Raw genomic sequence first — 22786 nt, forward strand, 5'->3', positions numbered from 1 at the left:
CTATAGCCAGAATGGGATTCGGTATCGGTATTTATCAATCATGATAACTGTAATGATAAAACCGACTAGCAAGGTGCTTGTCATCACAACATAGGAAAAAAATGGGCATGCATGGCCCGTAAGTGGGTCACGGATTGCACAGATAAAGTAAGTAAACGGGTTTAACCATATGACCAACTCTTTAATACCTAACTGTTCCGGTTTGTAGATAACCGGGCTAAGAAAGAAAAGGATGGTCATCATTGATGAAATGGCTGGTGAGAGATCACGATATCTAGCGCCCAAAAAACCCAAAATTACAGAGATCCAGGTAAGGTTGCCAATAACCAAAACAAGTCCTGGAATAATCAGCAAGGTGTTATAATTCAGGTTCGGCGGATAGAGATAAAAAACTACAAATAAGATTAGAAAGTTATGTGCTAGAATAATCAGATTTCTGATGATTGCTACAAGAGGATATATCAATATCGGGTTTATGGTATTTCTAATAATAGGTGCGTTTATGATAAAACAATTGGGCGTCTCCAATATGCACGACGAAAGAAACTGCCAGTTAACCAAGCCTATACATAGGGTAGGAATAAATGTCTCTTTATTTTGATTGAAGAGTATACTCCACACATAACCTAAACCCAATGCACTGATCGCTGTGGTCATTACCAACCAGAATGGTCCTATGACTGATCGGGCGTACCGTACCTTGATGTCATCCCATGCAAGATTAATAACCAGATTTTTCTTTCGATAGGTTTCGGATAATTCATAATAAGAATTTTTGAACATGCGACCTCTTTTTTATTACGACCTAGAAATTATTAGGCACAGTGTTACCTCTATAAAGCCTATTTAAAAGCCTGGCAATGCATAATACGGCAAGGGTTACGTACTCATAGCAGCTTGCATTAAGATATGATGCTCATGTGGCCGTTCTGAAAGGTAAGGTTTGCCCACGTTTTTTAAATCTTCTTAAAACGGTGCACCACATTCAGAAGTGGTAATCCTACGTGATATAAAACGGTTGCCGGTTTCAAGTATTGCCTTAACAGCAGCATTTGGTAAAGAGCAATTGCAAATCATTGTGATTAAGGTGAAATAAAGCAACATATTGCGTTAGTCATCCATAAATATTTAATGCTCTTGACGGTTCAACTATCTTGAAAAAACACTTAAACAGAACTATACAAAATATTTATACAACTCACATAGATGAATGCGTAAAAATATTTATTAAGAAATTATTTTCTCTGAATCAAAAAAATTTGTCGAATTAAAACGACTTTCCCAACAATTGTTTTCATTAAAAAAGTTTTTTTGGTAGTCTGAGAAAGTAAACTCGCTAGCTTTCTTTGCCATAATTTCTATATCATCATAAGATTTACTTATAAAAACGCCTGGTTCATTGCTTCGATGCTTCATTTCACCGAAGTTAGTTGAGATGACTGGAATCCCGGTACCTATATATTCATAATATTTAATGGGGTCTACATAATCAGTTAATACGTTAGATTTAAATGGGATAAGTCCAACATTGAAATCGCTTATTAATTTCATGGCTATGTCATGTTTCTTTGGTGGTAAAAGTTCCACATTTTTAGGTAACAATAACTTGGGGTTGTAATAAATTTTCCCGATTAATTTAATAACATCATTCGGTCTTTTGTTAGCAAGCTTTTCTACCCAAAACCAATCAAACCAAGTAGCCATCACTCCTAAATAACCAAACACAATAGAATTGCCAGGATTTGGCCTTGGCCTTGTGTAAGATATGGATTGAGTATCAAAAGCATTAGGAATAAGTTTTATTCCTGGCTGATATTTTTCCCATTTCTTTTTTAGTTTACTACTGGAAGACCACATAGTGTCAACTGCATCAACAACCTGTTGTTCTATTGCAGTCATTGATCTTCGGGATATTCCTTGATAAAAAGCTGGAACATTATCCATTGCGTCATAAACAGAAACCAATCTCTCAAATTTCTTAATAATAAATAATGCAAAACATGATGGTTTACCAATTACAATCTTTGTATCGTAGCCAGTGATAAAATCTGTAATAGAGTCTATTTGGTATTTCCAGAAGACTGTGTTTATAACTCTAATACAAGGTATAGGCTCTATAGGTAGAGAGACTGGTTTAAACAATTTAATCCATGAAGGGGTGGGTTTGGAATATTGTCCATTAAAGTGCGAAATTCGTCTGAAATCAGCAAGATTTGGTAGTCTTGTCGGATATGGTTCTACCCATAATACTTCTGATTTTGAATATTTATGAAACCATTCGACAAACTTATGCGGTCGCTGCACAAAGCCTTGCCATGGGACTGGAGAGAGATACAGCAGTTTCATTAGGCTAGCTCTGATTTTAGTGTATTTACTATTCGTTCTGATGCACGTCCATCGCCATAAGGTGAAGTTCCTTTGGCCATAGATTTGTAAGCTTGTTCGTTATCAAGTAATTTCTGAGCTTCAGAAACAATTAATTCATAATCACATCCTACTAGTTTGACTACTCCTGCTTCGATAGCTTCAGGGCGTTCAGTTTTATTTCTCATAACAAGTACAGGTTTACCTAGGGCAGGAGCTTCTTCCTGAATACCACCGGAATCTGTCATAACAATATAAGACTGCATCATCACAGCTACAAATGAAGCATAATCCAAAGGTTCACAAAGAATGATATTCGATACGGAAGCTAAATGCTTATAAGCATTCTCTTTAATATTTGGATTAGGATGAACCGGATATAATAATTCTATAAATGGGTTGTTTTGAGCAAGTATGATTAATGCACGACAAATATTTGAAAAAGGTAAACCGAAATGTTCTCTTCGATGTGATGTTATAAGTATAAGCCGTTTCTTTTCATTAAGTCTTATTTGATGTTTTGGTTTCTTTTTAGATATCATTAATAAAGCATCAATAACGGTATTGCCTGTAACAACGATATTTCTGTCAGAGATACCTTCTTTTATCAGGTTATTTCTTGAACTTAAAGTAGGTGAAAAATGCCATCTCGCCAATCTAGCAGTGATAACACGGTTGATTTCTTCAGGAAATGGACTGCTCATATCCCAGGTACGTAATCCAGCTTCAATATGACCAATGGGAATATGATGATAGAAACAAGCAATCGCTGAAGACATTACAGTAGTTGTATCACCTTGTAATAAGACAGCATCAGGCTTTTCGTTCAGCAAAACTTTATCAATCGATGTTATCAAATCAGCCGTTAACTGATGAAGTGATTGATTGGGACGCATAAGATTTAAATCTATATGTGCAGTAATATCAAACAGATTAAGAACTTGATCCATTATGTGTCTATGCTGTGCAGTACATAAAATGCGTACTTTTACCCAATTTTGATTTTTTAACGCAAGGATGACGGGTGCCATTTTTATGGCTTCTGGGCGGGTTCCAACTATGCAAAGAATTTTTTTCTGAACCATAAATTCACAATCTCTCAGGGTTGATAATAGATAATTTGACTACCCGTTGATTCAAATTTAAAGGGTACATAAATCAAATTACTAAGAGATGCCCTTACTGACTCCTGTTTAGATGGCTCAACAAAAAAAAGCATAAAACCACCGCCCCCAGCACCTATGACCTTACCCCCTATAGCACCAGCTTTAATAGCCTTACAATATATTTCTTCAATCTGAGAGTTACTTACCAAGTGAGAAAGTGACTGCTTGTATTCCCATGCTGTATTTAGCATTTCACCGAAAAGACGAATATCTTCCTTTGAGCTAAGTAAATCAACAGCTTCATTTACCATATGATATAAATGTCTGAGTTCTTTGCTTTTATCGACAAGATTTTTTATTTTTGATTTGGCTATATTAGAGGAAATACGAGACAACCCTGAAAAAAAAAGCATTAAATGATCGTTTAATTCAGATCTTCTTTCATTAGAAATAATGACGGGATTCACTTCAATCTGGCCATTTTTAAAGAAAGTTATGGTGTTCAGGCCTCCATGTGCGGCCGCTGTTTGATCCTGTGAGCCTACTGATTCTTTTAAAATCTCTTGTTCAATACGAATAGCCTCATGACTCAACCATTTTTTTGAAACGCGTTTCCCTTTAAATGCCTGAATCGAGTGTAATATCCCTACAACAAATGATGAGCTAGAACCTAGCCCAGAGCGTGCAGGCAGATCGGCGTCACAATGTATTTCCAAACCCTGTGTTAAATCTGATTGTTCTAAAACAGCTCGGACTGCTCTATGTTCTATATTTTCAATGTTTTTTGCATCTTCAACTTTTGAATAGGCGATACGGTATTTATGATCAAAAAAAGGTGGCAGCTCTCTACAGGTTATATAACAATATTTATCAAATGTTGTTGATAAAACGGCGCCACCATTATTCCGATACCAGTCAGGATAGTCAGTTCCACCACCAAAAAAAGAGATGCGAAATGGAGTTCTTGAAATTATCATGTCATTTGTCTACCTTTCTCTGGAGGTATACATGAAACCCAATTTCCGGATTAGTAAGAGCGCTCCAGTCCATAGCTCTGGGATTACCGGTCCCACGAGGAAAATCTTCTGTTAAAAAATAGGTTTTGAACCGTTTTGAAACCAAAATTATCAAATTTATCTAGCCACCACTCTTTCGGTTTTTCGGTAACGTGTCAGACAGCACAATAATTGGGTAATAATCCTCAGTTAAAGCAATAGAGCTGCAAACGTAACTATTTGGACTGCATATTCTGGTCAGCTTGAACACCCATTCTGCTCTCTTTCTAATCAAGCCATAATCGACGCCTTCAATAGCAACTGCTTCATGACCACGCATAATAAAAACAAGAACAATTCAACCACCTGCGCAACCCAAGTCTGAAAATGAATTTTTCTACCATCTACAGTTTCTGCTGCACGGACATAGCGTAAATGACGAGTATTGTCATTCTTAGTAACCCCCCCCCCAAAAAAAAATGATACGTGGAAGAGGGCTCGACTGATAATCACTGGTTAACACTCCTAGATTAACATGTAAATATTATCAGTTAGTAACAGTAGTATTGTTTATATATGTTAATCATTTTTTAAGAAGATCTATGGCTTAGGTTTTGGAAGAAATATATAAATTTGATCTAATTGTTTTGGAAGGTTGACAAGATTTTTGCTTCACTAGTAAATTCATTCACTACGAGAGTTTTACCATAACTAACCCCAAAGAAGGGGAGACAATTTTTATAAAAGAAAAGATGAGATACTTGTTCTAAGAGTAAACTGAGAGGTTTAAAATTCCTGAAATTAACATCACGCTCAACAATATTCTCACTCAAATAGTCCCATTTTATCTCTCCGTATTCGTCAAAGATTTTATTGAATATAGGCAAATAAAATTCGACATAATCTTCCAGATGTTTTCTGCTTTGAAAACCAACGTAATTACACCAAAAATCAGATACCAAGCAGTATTCATTAAACATATCTATACAGAATATGTCTTCTATAAATTTAAAGCCGGATTCCGTAGAGCCTAAATAACCTTTTTTAATATATTCTTTTATATCAATAAATGCGAAATCTCTATCATAAGATGGCAAGTAGCCGTATCCATATTCCCTCAACCCTTTAAACGCTATGTCTAACAAATCTGATAAATCTATAGCTAACCTTTGATTCTTCTCAAAGAAACGTGAAGATATACAATAAAATGGATATTCACAAAATTTATTCTCGTATTCGTTCAGAATGAAGCTCCATTCTGCGATATGTCTTTTACCTGCTGTAGTCCATTTTTCTGAGATTTCACTTTCGAACAGTGATATAGGTGAATACTTTATCGGTACATTTTCTCGCCTGTCAAAAAAATAGAAACGCGTTCTTTTGTCATCTAAAAAACGAGTGTCAATATCCATATTCCGCTCTAGATGACTAAATCTAAAGGCTGTCAAAACATAAACAGTACCTTTAGAAGAAAATAGCCTATTTAGTGCCTGCCCTAAAAAAACCACAAAGAACTCAACCTTTCAGGCAATAACCAAAATCTTTGGTCAAAATCCAACCTATTTGCTTGAAATCGCACATTCCTCGATGATTTCTAACCATTTTATGAACGAATTTTCATTTTTTGCGTACGGGCCAGCGTCACCCGAAGCCACTTTTCATTAAGCCGTTGCTCTTTTCAGGCCGCTCTTTGCTCTGCCTGGCAGGCCTTCTTCTGCAACAAGGTAACCAACCGATACAGATTGGTGCAGAACATCCAAGGCCACATGATGACGGTTACCATCAACCTCGGTGACCGGGCACCAGACCAGCCCGTGCTGGTCCGGCATTAATATCAGATTCTACTGTAAAGTGTTTCCTTTTGGCTCTGATAAACTCCGGGTGTCGCTCTCGAAGCCTGACCTGTTCTGCCCTCTGCCTTTTTTGGGCAACACTGCCCGGTCGAGGAATTCTTCCAGCTTTTCAAGGTTCTCTTGTGACTAAAAACCCCGGTCATAACCGTCTTGTGTCACCTGTGGTAACCGTTGTTTGACACCTTCGGCAATCAATACCGTGACCTGTTCGTCGATTTGTTTTTCCATAGACAGGTGATGCAAGGTAAAGCCAAATTGATCCTGTAATACGCAGACCCTCAGGTCCAGTTCTACTGGCATACCTGACTTGCCTTTGCTGATCCATTCGGTATGGCTTTCGAACGAGGGTAAGCGCTTAGTCAACAAAACCTAACCCGCAGTGCTTAAGTGGGATATTTTAAAGATACCAGTTTGATGTTCATAGGCAACAGCTGTTCCACGTCCGCGTCTTACTCTGGGGCCGGTAGAATCGTCAATACATGCCGTAGCCACGCGTAAGGCTTATGTCTGTGGATTTTGGCAGTTTACACCAGGCGTACAGAATCGCACCGCTGCGTGTAGCAACGAAACTGTCTGAGTATAGCCAGCTTTTGCGCCCTACCACGAAGGGTTTGATCGCCCGTTCTGATGCGTTGTTATCGATGACCGCAAGACCATTGTCCAGATAGCGCACAAGGTACGACCACTGATTCTGCATATTGCGGATCGCCTCCCACTGTTAAACCTTAAGAACTAAAAAAAGATGCGAAATGTAGTTCTTGAAATTAACATGTCATTTAAAAAAACTTTGATTCAGGTCGCAGTTAGTGGAAATTAAAAAACACTGCATAGTGTAGGAATCGCCTGCTAATACTCAAGATGTTTTTTAAATGATGATGTGATTTATTGAAATTAAATTGCAAAACTCTAGTCTATTTTGTAGGCTTGTGAACGATAAAACCAGTTAATCGTTGACTTTATTCCTGATTTCAAACTAGTAAACTCATAGTCATCCAATACGTTCGATAGTTTATCTATATCAAGAAACTTGGATTTTGCGCCTACATATCTTTCTGTATCAAAATTTACGTGACTTAATGGAAAATCCACTTCATCACAAATGAGTTTTGCGTAATATCGTATAGTGAACTCTTTGCCCGTTCCGATATTGAAAATATCATTATTGTTTTGTTCAGTTAACTTCCAGAGTATGTGAACAAAATCATCTATGAAAATAAGCTCACGTTTTTGATGCCCATCTCCCCATAAAACAACATCGTATCCATACTCTTTACCTCTGATGATCTTTCGTATTAAATCGAATATAAAATGCATTTGGCGACCATCAGTATGGTAACCAGGGCCGTATAAAGTGGATGGAACTACATATAGATAATCTAATCCATACTGTTTGTTTAATGCCCTTGCTCCCTCGTAGAGCATTCTCTTTGTCATTGCATATGTATACAAGCTATCAATGGGCTGCCCTTCCATATAGTTGGTCTCAGTGTGTTTTATATCTGGTGCATAGCCGCAACTTGTACCAATCATTATTAGCTTGGAATGTTGCTGATATGAGGCCCACCAATCTAAAACATTCGTGTTGATATGCTGATTAATAATCCACTGTTCCCCAGGATAATGAATACAAAATTCCCCCGCTTGCGTCCAAGCTGCCAGATGAAATAAGTAATCAAACTTTTGGCTGGTAAAATTTTTTAAGCTGTCAGAGTTTCTTAGATCACAGTTTCTTGAATTCAAACACACTAATTCATGGCTCAATGACACAAGATATGAGCATAAAGACGTACCGAGGAAGCCACTACTTCCAGTTATTAAAATTTTCATATGATCACTTAATCTCTACGGGGAAGTAAAATTCGACACCTTTTTCAATGAGATGCTGATTGTTTTTTAAAATTTCATCTTTAAAGTTCCACGCGAGTACATAGTAAATGTCAGGATAAGAATTTAAATCTGACTCTATTAAAATCGGTATGTGCATGCCAGGAGAATAGAGACCACGACGTAGTTCATTCTTTTCAATCAATGCTTTAACTAATTCTCTGTTAATTCCAAAATAATTAAGCAAGGTATTACCTTTAACTGGTGCGCCAAAGCCATAAACAGTTTTACTATCAGATTTAGCGGATTGAAGATAGTTCAGATTCTGTTGCTTCATGACCTTGATGTCATGACTGAATTTTTCATAAGCTTCAAATTGATTACAATTAGAAATTGCTTCACTTTTACATAGATCCAAAAATCGTTGAGATGTAGGAAAAACTCCTTTGTGGGAAACGAAGCAAATAGCTGATCCTCCATGTATAGGACTAAGGTAAGCATCAAACATTTGAAGATTATGTCTTTCTAGCAAGAACTGGATTGTTTCAAATGTATAATACAGTAGATGTTCGTGATAAATTTGATCAAAAGCATTATTTTCCAGAATGTTCTTCATGTATAAGAACTGTACAACAAAAATGCCATCTTTTTTCAAACCATTTTTTATGGCTCGGCAAACAGAATGTAGTTCCTCAAGATGAAAAAAAACGCCGGCTGCATTAATAACATCAAATTTTTCTCCAATATTTTTCATTGTACTTTCATTAAAAAAATCATTGATAGTAGGAATACCAAAGTCAAGAGCAATGTTTGCTGTTGTTTTAGACGACTCGACTCCAAGAACGTCATAACCTAAAGATTTAAAATGTTTTAACTGAGTTCCATCATTAGAGCCAATATCTAATACTGTTTTGTTATTTTTACCACGCATGAATCTTTTATCCACATCACTGGCAACTTGTTGAAAGTGTGAGGATAAGGATTTGGTAATGCCCGAGAGATAGGTATGATCTCCGAACATAACTTCTTTTTTTACGGTATAACTGAGCTGCGCTGCATGGCAGTCATGACAGAACATCAGAACAAGTGGGTAAAACTCTTCCTTACCTATCTCTCTTTTTTTAAGAAAATCATTGCCCCATGGTTGTTCACCAAGATCAACAGCAGCCTGAAGATTACTAGAGTCGCAGATACGGCACATCATAGTTGGTCGTCCAGCTTCGTGAACCACATTGAGCCACCACCCCTCCATGACTGATTCAACTCATCATTACCTAGACCAATAAATTCGAAGTTAATATTCTTGCCGAAGAAATTATTACGACAGATCCAGGCTGTTGGCAATATAGGCCTGATACGTTCAAATGAGGCCATTAAATAGACGGCCAAGAGATATTGTTCATTCCAATACCAGTATTTGAAACTTTCAGGATAATCCCAAGGTAAAGTTACATCATGAATATGGATAAGAACTCCAGGCTGTATTTTAGGTAGGATATCAATAAAGAATACTGTTACATCAGAGTTCATAAATGATCGATGGGAACCATCAATAAATATAATATCATTTGGATTTAGTGAGTCAAAAATTGACAAATCACATATTTCTAAAGGGCTGCGAACTACAAGATCACATATGTCATCTATTTCTTTTCGTGGTTGCGGATCAATGGAAATAATCTTGGTTTTAATTTTTGAATCATTAATTGCCAATTTGGCAAACGATGTGGTCATTCCAGAGCCAACCTCTAAATATATTGATGGCTTGTATTTGAAAATCATTGTGTAAAGTGCAAGCGAATCAAATGCACATATTGGTCCACCAAGCCAAGAGGGGGTTATAGCGTTTTGTGTAGAACTAACAGGGATGTGATTAATTTTTAAACTATGCATTTCATCTAAAAAAGTCAGGTAGTCGTCATTGTAGAGCTCAAAAAAATCGCTAATTAATCTTATTCTATCTGATTTATACCCGTATCTAGGCGAAAAATCCTGTGATGGCTTGTAATCTAAGGGTATAAAGAACTTCGAGTATTCAGTACCTTCTAGAATTTCCATGTCTTTATACCCTGAATTCTTTAGAGTATTTAAAGATTTTTCTAATTCAAATACCCTCGACTCTAACTTATCCTTATTCGTTAGCTTACTTATCCAAGTCTTAATAGTTTGCTCTAATCTCATATACAAATCCTCATGTGTATAGTAAAATCTTTTAAAAATATGATTCGTACATAATGAGTAAATTATTATCGAAATCAATTCGGTAATGAGTGATTACAGGTGTACGCAATATCTAGAAATTAATTAAGATTTAGTCATTAATCCAGTAGTAATTTTTTGAATTAAAGGGGTGAGTAGTGTCCAGGTTACTGTACTCAGTTCTACGATCATCCCGATAATAAGTCATTCAGCTATTTTAAAACTATCCACACTCCTTTCTTCAGTTAAAAGAATACTGAAAAATTCATTTTTAACACTGATGATTACTGTTTAAAACAGTTTAATTAGAAAGAGCGTTAACATAGTTCTACCGTGGTCGTGCAACCTACTATTACTAACATAAAGAGATTAAAAATCTGAAATTTTTGCAACTAATACATGACCCATTCTAGAAAACTTATAACCCAGAGGTGATAATATCCTAATGCATGCATCATCTGTTAGAATATCAGATTTTGGGTGGTTATGAATGTCAATGTAAAGAATAGGTTTGTATTTTACCAAAGTCTTCAGCCCACCATTCAGGACTTTGTCTTCAAATCCTTCAACATCGATTTTAAATAACATTCTTGCAATAGCATCAATCTTTATATCCGATACAACAGAGTCAAGTGTCCCAACTTTAACAGGGTAAATATCTTGACCTTCATAAGATTCTTCCTCATTGTCAATCTCTAACCATGATCCTTCAGGAAGAAAAGGGTTTTTCCCGGTATCATCCTCGGGGAACTCTATGAAGTTCGACTCTCCATTAGTGTCAGATATAGCAAATGGTAAGATGGTGATATTTTGAGCCTGATTGCGTACAGTAAGGGCCGTGGCCAAGCATTTGTCTAAGGGTACCATGTTCATTGGCAAGCTCTCTCAGACAGTCGAAGTCGCATTTAGTGACCAGCCGGAGTGTACCCGGTACTAAGATTTTCCAGAACTCCATGCCAGGGCGATCATTGTTCTGGTCGGTGGTGGTCATAGTATCAAGTACCTGTAAGACCTGGTTGCGTAGTTCGATATTTGTTCATATGTGCTGTAAAGCCCGCAATAATCGTGGAATATCGTCCCTTGATTTAGCATCTAAGGTGATGGCAGAGACATCAAACTCTCCCAGCTGCATTTGTGGGTTTATGGTTTGGCGCATAAATGTGAAAACAGCCTGTTTTGGTAAATCTTCAAGAACTATATGGGGCTGAAGGCTTCTGTATTCAAGTGCTTGAGGGTTTTCGGACAGGCACTACTTACCAAGATTGAGGGGGATTTTGTTCGAAACGATTTGATTACCATTAATATTATTAAAAACATTTATCTTTATATCAAACAAGCTGCTAAATTTTGCAGGTATTTCAAATTTAAGCTCATCAACTTTTTTTTGTATGCATAAGCAATGTTTTTTATTTGCGCTTCTGATTTAAACAAGACTGAGTCATCTGTTACGCAGTAAGTGGAGACCAGTTGGATTGTTGCTCGAGAGATTTTATTTTCTGCAGCGACGGGACCAGCGTTGATTATCTTGAAAAACACTGTAGCCTACACATTTTAAAGTAAATACTTTATGTATGTATTTTGATCCACTTAAAGCAACCACAGCAGAGCAGTTTATTAACTTCAAAAATTATTTTATTTTTTGAAGATTAACCAATCTTGGAAGCTCCTTTCTGGTGGCTCTTTATGTTCTAAAAAAGTAAGATAACGAGACCAGTATTCTATCGCTATCTCTTTTTTCCAAAAAACTTGGCTAACGCTAGCATCACCATGATAGAGATAATCAACATCCATTAACGGATTATCATAAACCCTAGAAGTGAGATTTTCTCTAACCCAGTTTTCATTTCTATGCTGATAATAAAATGACCAAGCATTCTCAGCGTGTATCGTTTGAAGCAAAAGACCTCTAGGTTTCAATATACGCTTTAACTCAAGTAACCATGCATCCCATTGATACTTTATATGAGTAAAGACTGAAAAACCGTAAATCACATCAAAAGTATTATCTTCATAAGGCAAATGAGGTAGCGTAGATGAGTTCATGACATTAAAGTATGAAGGAAAGTTCTGTCGCATCCATTGAATAGCTCGAGCCTGAACATCACAACCGAATAAAGACCAATTATGTTTCAGATATTCACTATTGAAGTGTCTAAGAACTCTTCCTGAAGAGCAACCAAAATCTAATATGCTTAGATCACTTTTCTTATTAGGTAAGTATTTATTAATTACATCTTTGATTAAGATTGAGTCATCCTTTCCCCACCGAATATACTCCTTCTCATTGTCTATAGCATAACCAAATCTGGCATCATTACCAGGTATTGGAAGCTCCGATAACTCCTCATTCAAAACTGACTCATCATAAATAACCGGCTCAGTTACATCAAGATAATCTAAAGGTTGATGATAACCAAACCTGGGCATAACGGTGTATTCTGACCTAACACGTTCTAAGACATGATCAGATAACTCGTTTATAAATCGTAGATCATCCATTGCTAAATTACCTTCAAACCTTGTGCTGCTTTTTAAGCATTCGATCAAATATCATTATTAAAAAACAAGTGTCTATTAAATAAAACTTACCAAATGTTTGAATGCTGTTCATAGCGATTATCATTGAATATATTGTATGTTATAGGTAATTCCATGTCTCCAAAAAATGCTCTGTGCTTATTTTCATAACATTTGAATTTTTTCATAACTCTTGCAAAGTTCAAACTATTAATAAAAGGGCTTTTCAATTTTAATGAAAACTCAAAATCTCGAATAAGAGACTGCATGTCTAGTAAATCATCAAACAGCTCTTTAAACTCGTGATCTTTCTGTTTAATAAACATACAAGCAGAGATTGCGTACTCAATGTCGCAGCTCATGTGTTTGCAATAGGATTTTCTGTAACCAAGAGCTAGAGACAGCATTTCTATAGAATCAGATAAAAGCCGTTCCTCAAATGCATAATTGTAACCATCAGTAGTACGATGTATGTACCAGGCCCTAAGATCTTCTATTTCAGCAGTTGGACTACATGTTGTTTGACCATCAGGGTAGTTTAGGAATAAACCCAGTACTTTTGGGATGTATTTTATTTTTATAAATGGTAATACTCTGTTTTTAAATTCCGTATCACCAGCAGCTTTAAATGTCTCATCATAATAACCGCATCTTTCATGAATATTTTTTCGATACATGCCGCCAACCCATGATAAATAACAGGTTTCAAGATATACATGTTCCTTTTTGCCTCCTGTACGATCATAAACCATGATATCTCTATTAAATAGACCATTTGGCTCAACTTCAGTTACCAGACTATTAGCCATGACCCAATCTATTTTAGAGTTATCATCCAATTCATCTGAAAGTATTTCCAAGCAATCAGGGTAAAGTGTTTCATCAACACCCAAGAATACAAGATATGGAGATTTTGAAAGTTTTATACCTCGATTCCACGCACTTTGTATAGTCTCACGTTGTTGTGATCGGGCATAGACTGCATTTAGTTGATTTTCTAGTTGGTATCTACGAAATAGCTCATACTCATTGCTTGGTGAGGCACTGTCTATGAGAATAATCTCTACACAATTTTTTTTTATTAATGTTTGATTTTTCAGTGCTGTTAGAAAGAAAATTAATTTTTCCGCAGCGTCATAAATTGAAATAATTATTGATACCTTTGTTTTAATAGAATATCTATCGTCACTAATCAGTTCCCATTTTTTTTCAACATATTCACTATGGTTTTTTTTGCGCTCGTGCAGGTATTTATATATGCTATTTTCTGCTTGATTGTTTTTGTCATACATTAAGCTTAATACCGTTGCTTCTTCATGGTAATTATATTTATTCAGAATGCTAAGTGTGTTATTCAATATTCCTAAATTATCACTACCTAGACATCTAAGTATTCTTATTTGGTAAGTTGCTGAATTTAATTCGTTACCAAGCATAGCCTCTATACGTGATAACTCACGCCAGAAATTACAACGCGAGAATATTTTATTATTACTAGCTGATATTAAACTTTTCTTATACTCAAGTAGACCTCTGCAATTTTCATCTATCTTTCCTAATAGTTTTATTTTTTTGTTTTGTTTTATTATGATATTAAATGGATATAATTTCTCTTTTATTGAACGAAGATTATCTGAATTTATTCTGGAGTGAATATAGTCGTAAGGAGAACTTATAAGGTATTTAACGTTATGGACTATTTGTTCTGGGATTAATTTTATTGATCTATTTATAATTGATCGTATTTGTAATTTCGTCTCTTTATACTCACACAGATAAAAAGAAGAATCATTATTCTTTGCTTCTTTATCAATGAAAGATTGGTATATTTTTAAAAAATTTAGTTTTCTTTGCTTTTCATTTGAATGAAACTTTTGTAGAAAACTTTTAAGACGGCTTCTGTAGTATTCGTAGTTGTCGATTAGGGATTGTAGTTTATTGATAGACGAATATAAGTTATCCATATTTATTTTCACATAAGGTAGGCTTGGGTGGTATCTATCTAAATAATTACAAACGCCTGCTTTGTCGGAGATCGCTACTGGACATCCAGAAAATAAGGCTTCAAGTGCCACTAGATTCAGTGTGTCATATCTAACAGGCAATAAAATAATGCTTTTTCTCTTATATATACTGAACATTTCTTCCTTATTTATTGGAGACATGTGATTAATAACTATTTCTCTATTTTTTGCGATTTTTTCTAATAGAACACTTGAAGATATTCCATTAAATGAATAGTCATCATCTCCAATATCATATAATTTGTCGTATGTTCTTTGAGACAACCATTTTACAAGTTCTGTATAAATATCATTTCCCTTTCTTCTTTCCCTCCTTCCAATGCAATAAATGTCAGGTTTTTTATTACTGAATGCTTCATCTGTAATTTTTGATTTTATAAAACAGATTGGATCAACAAAAGTTATTAAGTTGTGTTGCTTGCCTATCCATTCTTCCATGTAATATGGCGAAATTGAATAAACACCGTCCGAGCTTTTGAACTGTAACTCTTCCAGATGTACTAAATCATATATGTTCTCGCTTTTTGTCCTATCCCAGTTTAATTTTATTGATGTAGATATATTGCCATGGAGAGAAAGTAAAATTCTTTTGAATGTGACTTTATTTGATTTAAGCGTTAATCTTAGAACTGAACCAATGGTAAGGTAGTCTGGTTGGTCAATAATGTCGAAAGTCATTCCAGCTACAGAACGTGAATATTGATGAGCTTCTTCAATTGCATTCTTAATAAAGGATGGCGGGGCTGGAATCATTGATAGTTCAATTTTTTTTCGAGGAAGTAGTTTAATTGAATGTGCATTCTTTGGCTTTCTGTATCTGTATTTTGTTATGTTTTTTTCTTCAAAATAATAAAATTCGACTTCAGGCGTAGATTCTATGATTTGACGATAAATTGTTTGACCACCACCAACACTATTGTACAAGTCTTTTTCTACGATTAATACTTTCATTGACTGCTAATCCTCGGGGTCGTTAATGTATTCAGACTTGATTTTTTTAACCACTCATTTCTTATATCAACCATTTTTTTTTCATAGTATGATCGCTTTTTTATTAATTCAAAAATTGCGCTTGGTATGTCTTTATCGTTTGAGTATAAAACACCACCTTGGTATATTGTTGAATTTGACGATAATTCAATTTCATAAATGTATATTGATTTTATCATATGAAAGGATTTTAATTTTCCATCTAAAAAAAAAGATAGTGTGCTCGAATTACTGCTTGGAATGCAAATTAAACCTAATGCGGTTTTGTTTCTCAAATCTAAGCTAATTGACGAGATGTACTTTGATTTATTAACTGTACTATTGTAACTATTTCTCCATGTTGCATCCATATATGTTCCAGGGTTTTCTCTATACTGTTCTATTTTTATTATCAGGTTTGTTTTTTCTGTGTTGGATTTACATTTAATAGTAATGTTAAAGTAGGAATGTATTCTTTTAAGTATTATCGTTTGATGTATTTTGTTACTAAGAAGTAGTAACTCGTAAAAAAATTGATTGTATCTATCTGCTTCGTATGCCATCCATGTTTTACTTGGTATGATAAATGGCACTCCAGCCGCTAAAGCCTCTGCAAACACACCTGAGCTTCTAGCATAATAATGTTCATGGTTGTAAGGTATTAAAATAATATCTGAATCGTTTATTAAATCAATATATTTTTCACTATTGAATGGTCCATCGATTATTTTTACCATATCACTGTAATTCTCTATTAACTGATATCTTGCCTTTCGTGTCTTTGACTCACCGCCTTTGATATTGAAATTACTTTGGATGGTGAATTTTATTTCATCTGAAGAATACCCTGCCTCTATTGTTTTTCCAACAATGTCTGGCAAGAGATGGAATCCTTTTTCATCTCTTGCATCTCCTATGTACGATATGTTTAGTGTGCTTTCTGATGTTTTTTTATGTTTATTAAGCAAGGTGTCTTGTGGTATTGGTAATGTGCAAAATTTCACCAAGCCTAATAAATTATATTGCTCTGAGAGAAGGTCTGTATCTGTATAAAAATTTAAGCATAGAGGTTTTCTTAAAGATATTTGCTTGCACAATGAAAGGGTTTCTATTAAATTTAGTTGATATTTTATTTGGTTAGAGTAATCAAACTCACGGCCTGAAAATATATTTCTTCTAAATAAGAAGTGCCAATTAATTTCATTTTTTAAATGATTCTTTATTGCTTTGTAACAGCCTTTCAACTCAATATTCCCTATGGTTGGAATAAATACTATATCATTGTCAGCTATATTTATATTTTTATGTAAAAGTAATAAATCTTTATAAAATTGATTGTTGTGACTATCCATATTTTTTTTAAAAAACACATGTCTTACTAATTTGTTTAATAAAATTCTGATGACTGGTTTTACAATAAGTATTGCTTTTTTTAACTTATTTCGTGTGTCGTATTTTCTATCTATATCTATGTGTTTAAGTTGGCTTATTTTCTCAATAAAATATTCAAATCCTATTTTTACGAATTCCGAAACAAGTTTTTTTTTAATTATACCTGCTCTTCTTGCTAGTGCTTTAATAGCTTTTGAAGTAAATGTTTGTTCACTTTTTAGGTTTTCCCAGAATGTATACTTGAATATATTTTCTACTATGTCGATTCCATTAACTTCCATGTTTTTGAAACTTTGGTTTGTCACAAGAACTGTTTTAAATCCATTTTTTTTTGCCGCTTTCAAAGTTCGCAGTGCATATTCAAGATGATGACCTCCTGAATCAGTTATAGATTGATCAATGAGGATGAATTTTCTCACTTTCACTCACTCTTGGATTTAATTAAATAGATGGTCTTACATGAAAAAACTCTGCTCATAAATTTTGATAGCGTGAGTTTGAAATCATTTTATATCCCTTTATTAATTCTCTTATACCATCATCAATTGTGAAGCTTGTTTTATACTTTGTTGCTTCGATTTTCTTGTTTGAGACAATATAGTTCCTCTGATCTGGATCTTTCCTAATTTTCTCTTCAAAATAAACAAAATCAGGTATTTGCCTTTTTATATGTTCACAAAGTTCTTTTTTTGATAAATTTGCATCAGATAATCCGACGTTGTATATTTCACCTCTCATTATCGCATGATTATCTATCCCATGCTGAAAAACACGACTAACATCTCTTACATGAATATAATTTCGCTTAAAATTGCTCTCAAACAACACCTGAAATCGGTCATAAACAGCACGGTAAGTAAAGTCATTAACTAGCAAATCTATCCGCATTCTTGGCGACATGCCAAAAACGGTTGCAAGTCGGAAACTTATTGCATTGCTATGATCCATTAAATATTTTTCAATCTCAGCCTTTTCTCTGGCATACTGACTTATTGGGTTCAGTGGAGATTGCTCGTCAAAATAACAGTTTGGCTCACTTGTGCCGTATGCACTATTGGTAGTCGGCATTAGCACTAACTGATCTTTAGATAATAGTTTGAGCATCATCTTGATAGCATCGTAATTTGTTGATGTAGCGCTTATTGGATCAAAATTGCAAAGCGGTGCACCTACCAACGCAGCAAGAGGTATAACTATGTCAGCACTTTTAAGTAACGTTGCTACAATTGATTTATTTCTGATATCTCCTTTAATTACGGTAAAATGTCGATGATATGCACAATGATTCAGACTTGATTGCTTGTACATGAAATTATCCAATACAGTAACTTCATAACCTTTTACAAGTAATTCAGGCACTAGTATTGAACCAATGTAACCAGCTCCACCTGTAACAACTATTTTATAACTCATATAAATCTCAATTCATCACAGAATATTTAATAAAACAAACAGATTATGCTCGAATTAAGCTTTCTTATTTTCTGTACTGTCTGAGCCTCCAGTCTGTCAGGCAATGTCCTCAAGACAGCCCCTTTTTTTCTGGCTTGCTTTATCATAGGGTAGTCCTCTCGGTTGATCATTGCTCCTTTCCCTGAGTGCTGGTAGCACTATGGTAATCGGCCATGAAGTGGTTAATCGAGAAGTCATTTCGAACCTGTGATTTTAGATCGCTGGAGGTAATAACAGAAAGCGAAACCTCTGGTTGAATAGTCCCACAACTAGCTTGAGAAGCAACAACCACCATCCAGCTCGAGATAACCGAGAGCTGAACCAGCGAATTTGGAAAGAGAAATTAGGGGCCAATCCGTTAAAATCTGATCACGACAAACAGATGGAACCTGCGCTAAGCTTGAACGCTTAAGGCTTCGGTTTAGAGTTTGTCACTTCACAGATTCTTGTTCCAATCTCCTGCTAATAAATCAGCTTTCAAGTGAATTCACCCGATTTAATAGTTCAGTCAAATGATTCTTTGGGCTATCATCTTTCCGATAGGCATAGCCGAAGTTGCTGCGGGTGATGGTGCGTTGCATACATGTAGCATCCTATTAGTCTCAAGAAACAAAAAATCATCCACAGCTTCACCATTTTTGGTTATGACTTGAGCACGTATTCCAGAATGTCTTGAAGTTAGATCACTAAGGCTAAGTACCGAACAATATTTTTGACACTCCAAAAGATACGCTGACTTCAAAATACTACCTTTTAGTTCATGTAATGCGTTACTTCGGTGTTTCCATATTTTTTTCCAAAATCCTGAAAAAGTTATGAACGACGACAAATCTCTTATGTCAAATGAGAACCTAGAATACTTCTCGCGCGCGAAACTTATGACAGCATTTGGTCCAACGGTGACTCCACCTTCTATGGTTCGGGTGAGATGGATACCTAAAAATGGAAGACTTGGATCTGGAACAGGATAAATTAAGTGGTTGATGATATTATTCTTGCTTGCTGGAAGTCGGAAATACTCACCCCTGAAGGGGACAATACGAAAGTCAATCTCAATTCCTGCTAATCGTGCAAGCCTGTCAGCTTGTAAGCCACCACAAACAACTAACTTTCTTGCCGACCAACTTTTACTATTAGTCGAAACTTGCACCACATCATTCTTCTCTATTATCGAAAGAACCTTTTGCCCAAGAATGAAATCAATACCAACTTTTTCAAGTAACTTTGCTATTTTTATTGCGAGTTCATTGTAATTTACTATCGCCGTTTTCGGACTTAGAAGCGCAGTAGTGCCTCTAATGTTCGGTTCGATAGCTCGAATTTCTGCTGCTGTAAGATGTTTGAGATCTATGCCATTAGCCGCTGCTCGTTGATAGAGCAACTCAAGACGCTGTTTTTCAGTTGGATTAGTTGCCACAATCAACTTACCACATTGTTCAAAGGGCACTTTGTGTTTTTTGCAAAAGTCTCTCGTCATTACCTGCCCTTGGCGACATAATCTCGCCTTTAAACTACCCGGTGTGTAGTAGATTCCAGCATGAACGACACCACTATTGTGGCCAGTCTGATGTGTGGCTAGACGTTCCTCTTTTTCTATTAAGCATATTGAAGCTTTACGGCTCTCCAAGACGGCCTTAGCCGTTGCCAGACCTATGAGGCCACCACCTATAATGCAATAGTCATAAATCATAAGGGGGAGTAGTGAGACGAAGTACAGACAATTAGGTTGTTTAACTTTTTAAGCATAATGATTTTCTGATGGATCTGAGTTCTGTGCCTACGGTTGAGAAGGCTTTGAAACATGTTTACGGTTCATCGCCCTTGGGTGAACAAATAGACAGATAAATTCAAAAGAAAGGCTACCGCCCGTCCAAATTTTTTTCGCTATTTTCTGTTGATCATCTGAAGGCACAAAACACCGATTTCTCCGCACACGGAGAAACATACGACAAACAACATAAAAATTTAGAAAAAACGTCTTTCTTTGGCAACAGACAAACGACACCCTTGAGTAAGCAAAGCCCACTTTCAAGTATGCAGGATTATAAAAACGACAAACTATATAAGTCTCAATGATATAGAATGGTTAGCTCAATGTTCTTGCGCTAACCGGCTTGGAGAAATAGTCTAGCAAAGCTTTTTAAATTTACATGTAAGGTGTCGATTTTTTTTACATGTTGACCCTTATAATTTGCTAAATCAGGTCCTCAGTCTTTTATCTGTATACTCTTCCAGTAATTGCTATCTTGCCAATGGCAACTGTCTCGTGCTTAAAGGTAATAACTGCAACCCCCCCCACCTCGCTGTCTCGGTCAGCACTGATGACTACTGCAAAAAAGTATCGGAAGATATCAATGATATTTCCAACAATTCCCGATTCAGATGTACTTTTTAACTGCAGACATGTGTCGTGCGACATTGAGGTCTATGAGTAGCTTTTCCTGTTTTAGTTTGATCTGGATTGCACCGGGTAGACACAGTAAATTATCCAGAAAGTGACTACAGCACGTGCAATATCGTCATCGGGGCGCAGTCCGGACGGTCAGCTCATAATTGTCTTTTCGGGAGGTGAAGTGATCAGACTGGGAAAAGAAATCCGCTTTGTTGAAGTGCTTGTCGTAAAGATTCAGCCTTCTCTCTACAGGCTGCCTGATTTAAAGAAGTTCAGCCCTGCTTTCGATTAAGAACTGATAGAAAAGGAGTGTGGGAACTCTCCCTGTTTGAGTCCATCAGTCACTAACATCAGTAACAACCCCATCAACAACCCGCTGCCGCAAAGGACAGTGCCCCAGCTGGTAAGCCAGTTCATTGGGATGATCAATATCCCACAGGCAGAAGTCTGCCACTTTACCTTCTTCCAGGCTGCCATAGTGGTCGGCAATACCCAGAGCTCGAGCAGCATTAACAGTGACCCCTGCCAGAGCTTCTGCGGGTGTGAGTTCAAAAAAGATACATCCCATATTCATCATCATTCTTATTGAGGCCAGAGGTGAGGTCCCTGGGTTGGTATCTGTGGCAAGAGCGATCGGGACTTGATATTGCCTTAGCAGTTCCACGGGGGGGACAGTCTGAGAACGCATGAAGTAGTAAGACCCGGGAAGCAGTACCGCAATAGATCCGGATTCGGCCATATCGACAATACCCTGCTCAGAGATATGTTGCAGGTGATCGCAGGAGAGTGCATTCATTTGTGCTGCCAGAGAAGCTCCCCCATTTTCTTTGAACTGTTCGGTATGGCATTTTGTCGGCAGGCCGTGGTCTATAGCTGCCTGAAAAATTCTGGCTCTGTGGGTCATGGTGAAGGCAACATTTTCACAATTTACATCCACGGCTTCTGCGAGTTTTTTTTCAGCTAATTCCGGGATGAGTTGTTGGCAGATCATGTCAACGTATTCATCGGTTCTGCCCGCATACTCCGGAGGCAATGCATTGGCAACCAGCAAGGTATTGATAATTTTTACAGAATGGCGATTGCGCAGCTCTTTGGCCACTTCCAGCATCTTGATTTCATCCGTCAGGTTCAGGCCATAGCCTGATTTGATCTCGATCAGCGTAACGCCTTCAGTGGTTAATGCCTTGATGCGGGGCAGAGCCGATTTAATCAGTTGCTCTTTGGAGCGCACCCGGGTGGCCCTGGCAGTGGCAAGAATACCACCGCCCTGGGCGGCAATCTGTTCATAGGGCACGCCTTTCAGTCTCAGTTCAAATTCCTGAGCTCTATGGCCGCCGAAAACCAGGTGCGTATGGCAGTCTATGAGGCCGGGTGTCAGCCAGCCATTATGACCATCGATTACGTCATAGGGCAGTCGCGTAGCAGTAACCTCGGACATGGATTCTATGCGTGCGATTTTTCCACTGTGAATACCCAGGGCACAATGGTGTTTCAAGCCATAAGGATCTGACACGGCAGGATCAAAAGTCGCCAGATTGACGTTAATCCAGACTCGGTCGCAGTCTTTAAGTTGGATCATGGGGTGCATTGCCATGGGTTGAACTCAGGACAGTTGGCTCCAGACAGAAGCCAGTATCAAGATGCCGGCAGTTCATAAAGACTGGATATGGGAGATAAGGATAGCCAGATAATCTTAATT

At 36.6% G+C, this 22786-nt stretch carries 17 protein-coding genes and 2 pseudogenes; all 19 read right to left on the bottom strand.

Annotated elements, in window-relative coordinates; genetic code table 11:
• Complete coding sequence (locus ACOMG9_RS07290; RefSeq protein ID WP_448216407.1) at positions 1 to 783, bottom strand: ABC transporter permease; 783 nt, start codon at positions 781 to 783, stop codon at positions 1 to 3.
• Positions 784 to 1227: 444 nt separating this feature from the next.
• The gene (locus tag ACOMG9_RS07295; protein ID WP_448216408.1) at positions 1228 to 2346 is read right to left on the bottom strand and encodes a glycosyltransferase family protein; all 1119 of its coding nucleotides are present in this window, start codon (positions 2344 to 2346) and stop codon (positions 1228 to 1230) included.
• On the bottom strand, positions 2346 to 3449 hold the full coding sequence (gene wecB / locus ACOMG9_RS07300) for a non-hydrolyzing UDP-N-acetylglucosamine 2-epimerase (RefSeq protein ID WP_448216409.1): 1104 nt from the start codon (positions 3447 to 3449) through the stop codon (positions 2346 to 2348). The genes ACOMG9_RS07295 and wecB overlap by 1 nt, the downstream gene beginning before the upstream one ends.
• 14 nt (positions 3450 to 3463) lie before the next feature.
• Complete coding sequence (locus tag ACOMG9_RS07305) at positions 3464 to 4447, bottom strand: GHMP family kinase ATP-binding protein (protein ID WP_448216410.1); 984 nt, start codon at positions 4445 to 4447, stop codon at positions 3464 to 3466.
• 656 nt (positions 4448 to 5103) lie between these two features.
• Complete coding sequence (locus ACOMG9_RS07310) at positions 5104 to 5877, bottom strand: hypothetical protein (RefSeq protein WP_448216411.1); 774 nt, start codon at positions 5875 to 5877, stop codon at positions 5104 to 5106.
• Between the two features lie 249 nt (positions 5878 to 6126).
• Positions 6127 to 6294 carry a hypothetical protein gene (locus ACOMG9_RS07315; RefSeq protein ID WP_448216412.1) on the bottom strand — a complete coding sequence of 56 codons (168 nt, stop codon included), beginning with the start codon at positions 6292 to 6294 and terminating at the stop codon, positions 6127 to 6129.
• Between the two features lie 150 nt (positions 6295 to 6444).
• The gene (locus ACOMG9_RS07320; protein ID WP_494529999.1) at positions 6445 to 6684 is read right to left on the bottom strand and encodes a hypothetical protein; all 240 of its coding nucleotides are present in this window, start codon (positions 6682 to 6684) and stop codon (positions 6445 to 6447) included.
• An 83-nt stretch (positions 6685 to 6767) separates the two neighbouring features.
• Positions 6768 to 6836: pseudogene (locus tag ACOMG9_RS07325) on the bottom strand (hypothetical protein); the annotation flags it as partial.
• A 55-nt stretch (positions 6837 to 6891) separates the two neighbouring features.
• A pseudogene (locus ACOMG9_RS07330) lies at positions 6892 to 7009 on the bottom strand (IS66 family transposase); the annotation flags it as partial.
• A gap of 215 nt (positions 7010 to 7224) precedes the next feature.
• On the bottom strand, positions 7225 to 8145 hold the full coding sequence (locus ACOMG9_RS07335; protein ID WP_494530000.1) for an NAD-dependent epimerase/dehydratase family protein: 921 nt from the start codon (positions 8143 to 8145) through the stop codon (positions 7225 to 7227).
• A gap of 4 nt (positions 8146 to 8149) precedes the next feature.
• Positions 8150 to 9373, bottom strand: coding sequence for a methyltransferase domain-containing protein (locus ACOMG9_RS07340; protein WP_448216415.1), 1224 nt, complete (start codon positions 9371 to 9373; stop codon positions 8150 to 8152).
• Positions 9343 to 10323 (bottom strand): class I SAM-dependent methyltransferase, encoded by a 981-nt coding sequence (locus ACOMG9_RS07345; protein ID WP_448216416.1) that lies wholly within the window; start codon positions 10321 to 10323, stop codon positions 9343 to 9345. The genes ACOMG9_RS07340 and ACOMG9_RS07345 overlap by 31 nt, the downstream gene beginning before the upstream one ends.
• A gap of 387 nt (positions 10324 to 10710) precedes the next feature.
• Entirely contained in the window at positions 10711 to 11214 is a 504-nt protein-coding gene (locus ACOMG9_RS07350; protein WP_448216417.1) for an FkbM family methyltransferase, read from the bottom strand.
• A gap of 759 nt (positions 11215 to 11973) precedes the next feature.
• Positions 11974 to 12840: a class I SAM-dependent methyltransferase gene (locus tag ACOMG9_RS07355; protein ID WP_448216418.1), complete on the bottom strand. Its 867-nt coding sequence runs from the start codon at positions 12838 to 12840 to the stop codon at positions 11974 to 11976.
• A gap of 86 nt (positions 12841 to 12926) precedes the next feature.
• Positions 12927 to 15833 carry a glycosyltransferase gene (locus ACOMG9_RS07360; RefSeq protein WP_448216419.1) on the bottom strand — a complete coding sequence of 969 codons (2907 nt, stop codon included), beginning with the start codon at positions 15831 to 15833 and terminating at the stop codon, positions 12927 to 12929.
• Positions 15830 to 17662 carry a glycosyltransferase gene (locus ACOMG9_RS07365; protein WP_448216420.1) on the bottom strand — a complete coding sequence of 611 codons (1833 nt, stop codon included), beginning with the start codon at positions 17660 to 17662 and terminating at the stop codon, positions 15830 to 15832. The genes ACOMG9_RS07360 and ACOMG9_RS07365 overlap by 4 nt, the downstream gene beginning before the upstream one ends.
• Positions 17663 to 17717: 55 nt before the next feature.
• Entirely contained in the window at positions 17718 to 18656 is a 939-nt protein-coding gene (locus ACOMG9_RS07370) for an NAD-dependent epimerase/dehydratase family protein (RefSeq protein ID WP_448216421.1), read from the bottom strand.
• A gap of 547 nt (positions 18657 to 19203) precedes the next feature.
• Entirely contained in the window at positions 19204 to 20385 is a 1182-nt protein-coding gene (lhgO, locus tag ACOMG9_RS07375) for an L-2-hydroxyglutarate oxidase (RefSeq protein ID WP_448216422.1), read from the bottom strand.
• Positions 20386 to 21424: 1039 nt separating this feature from the next.
• Complete coding sequence (hutI, locus tag ACOMG9_RS07380; protein WP_494530001.1) at positions 21425 to 22666, bottom strand: imidazolonepropionase; 1242 nt, start codon at positions 22664 to 22666, stop codon at positions 21425 to 21427.
• Positions 22667 to 22786: the final 120 nt, after the last annotated feature.

Source organism: Endozoicomonas sp. PH6C (genome assembly GCF_059322965.1).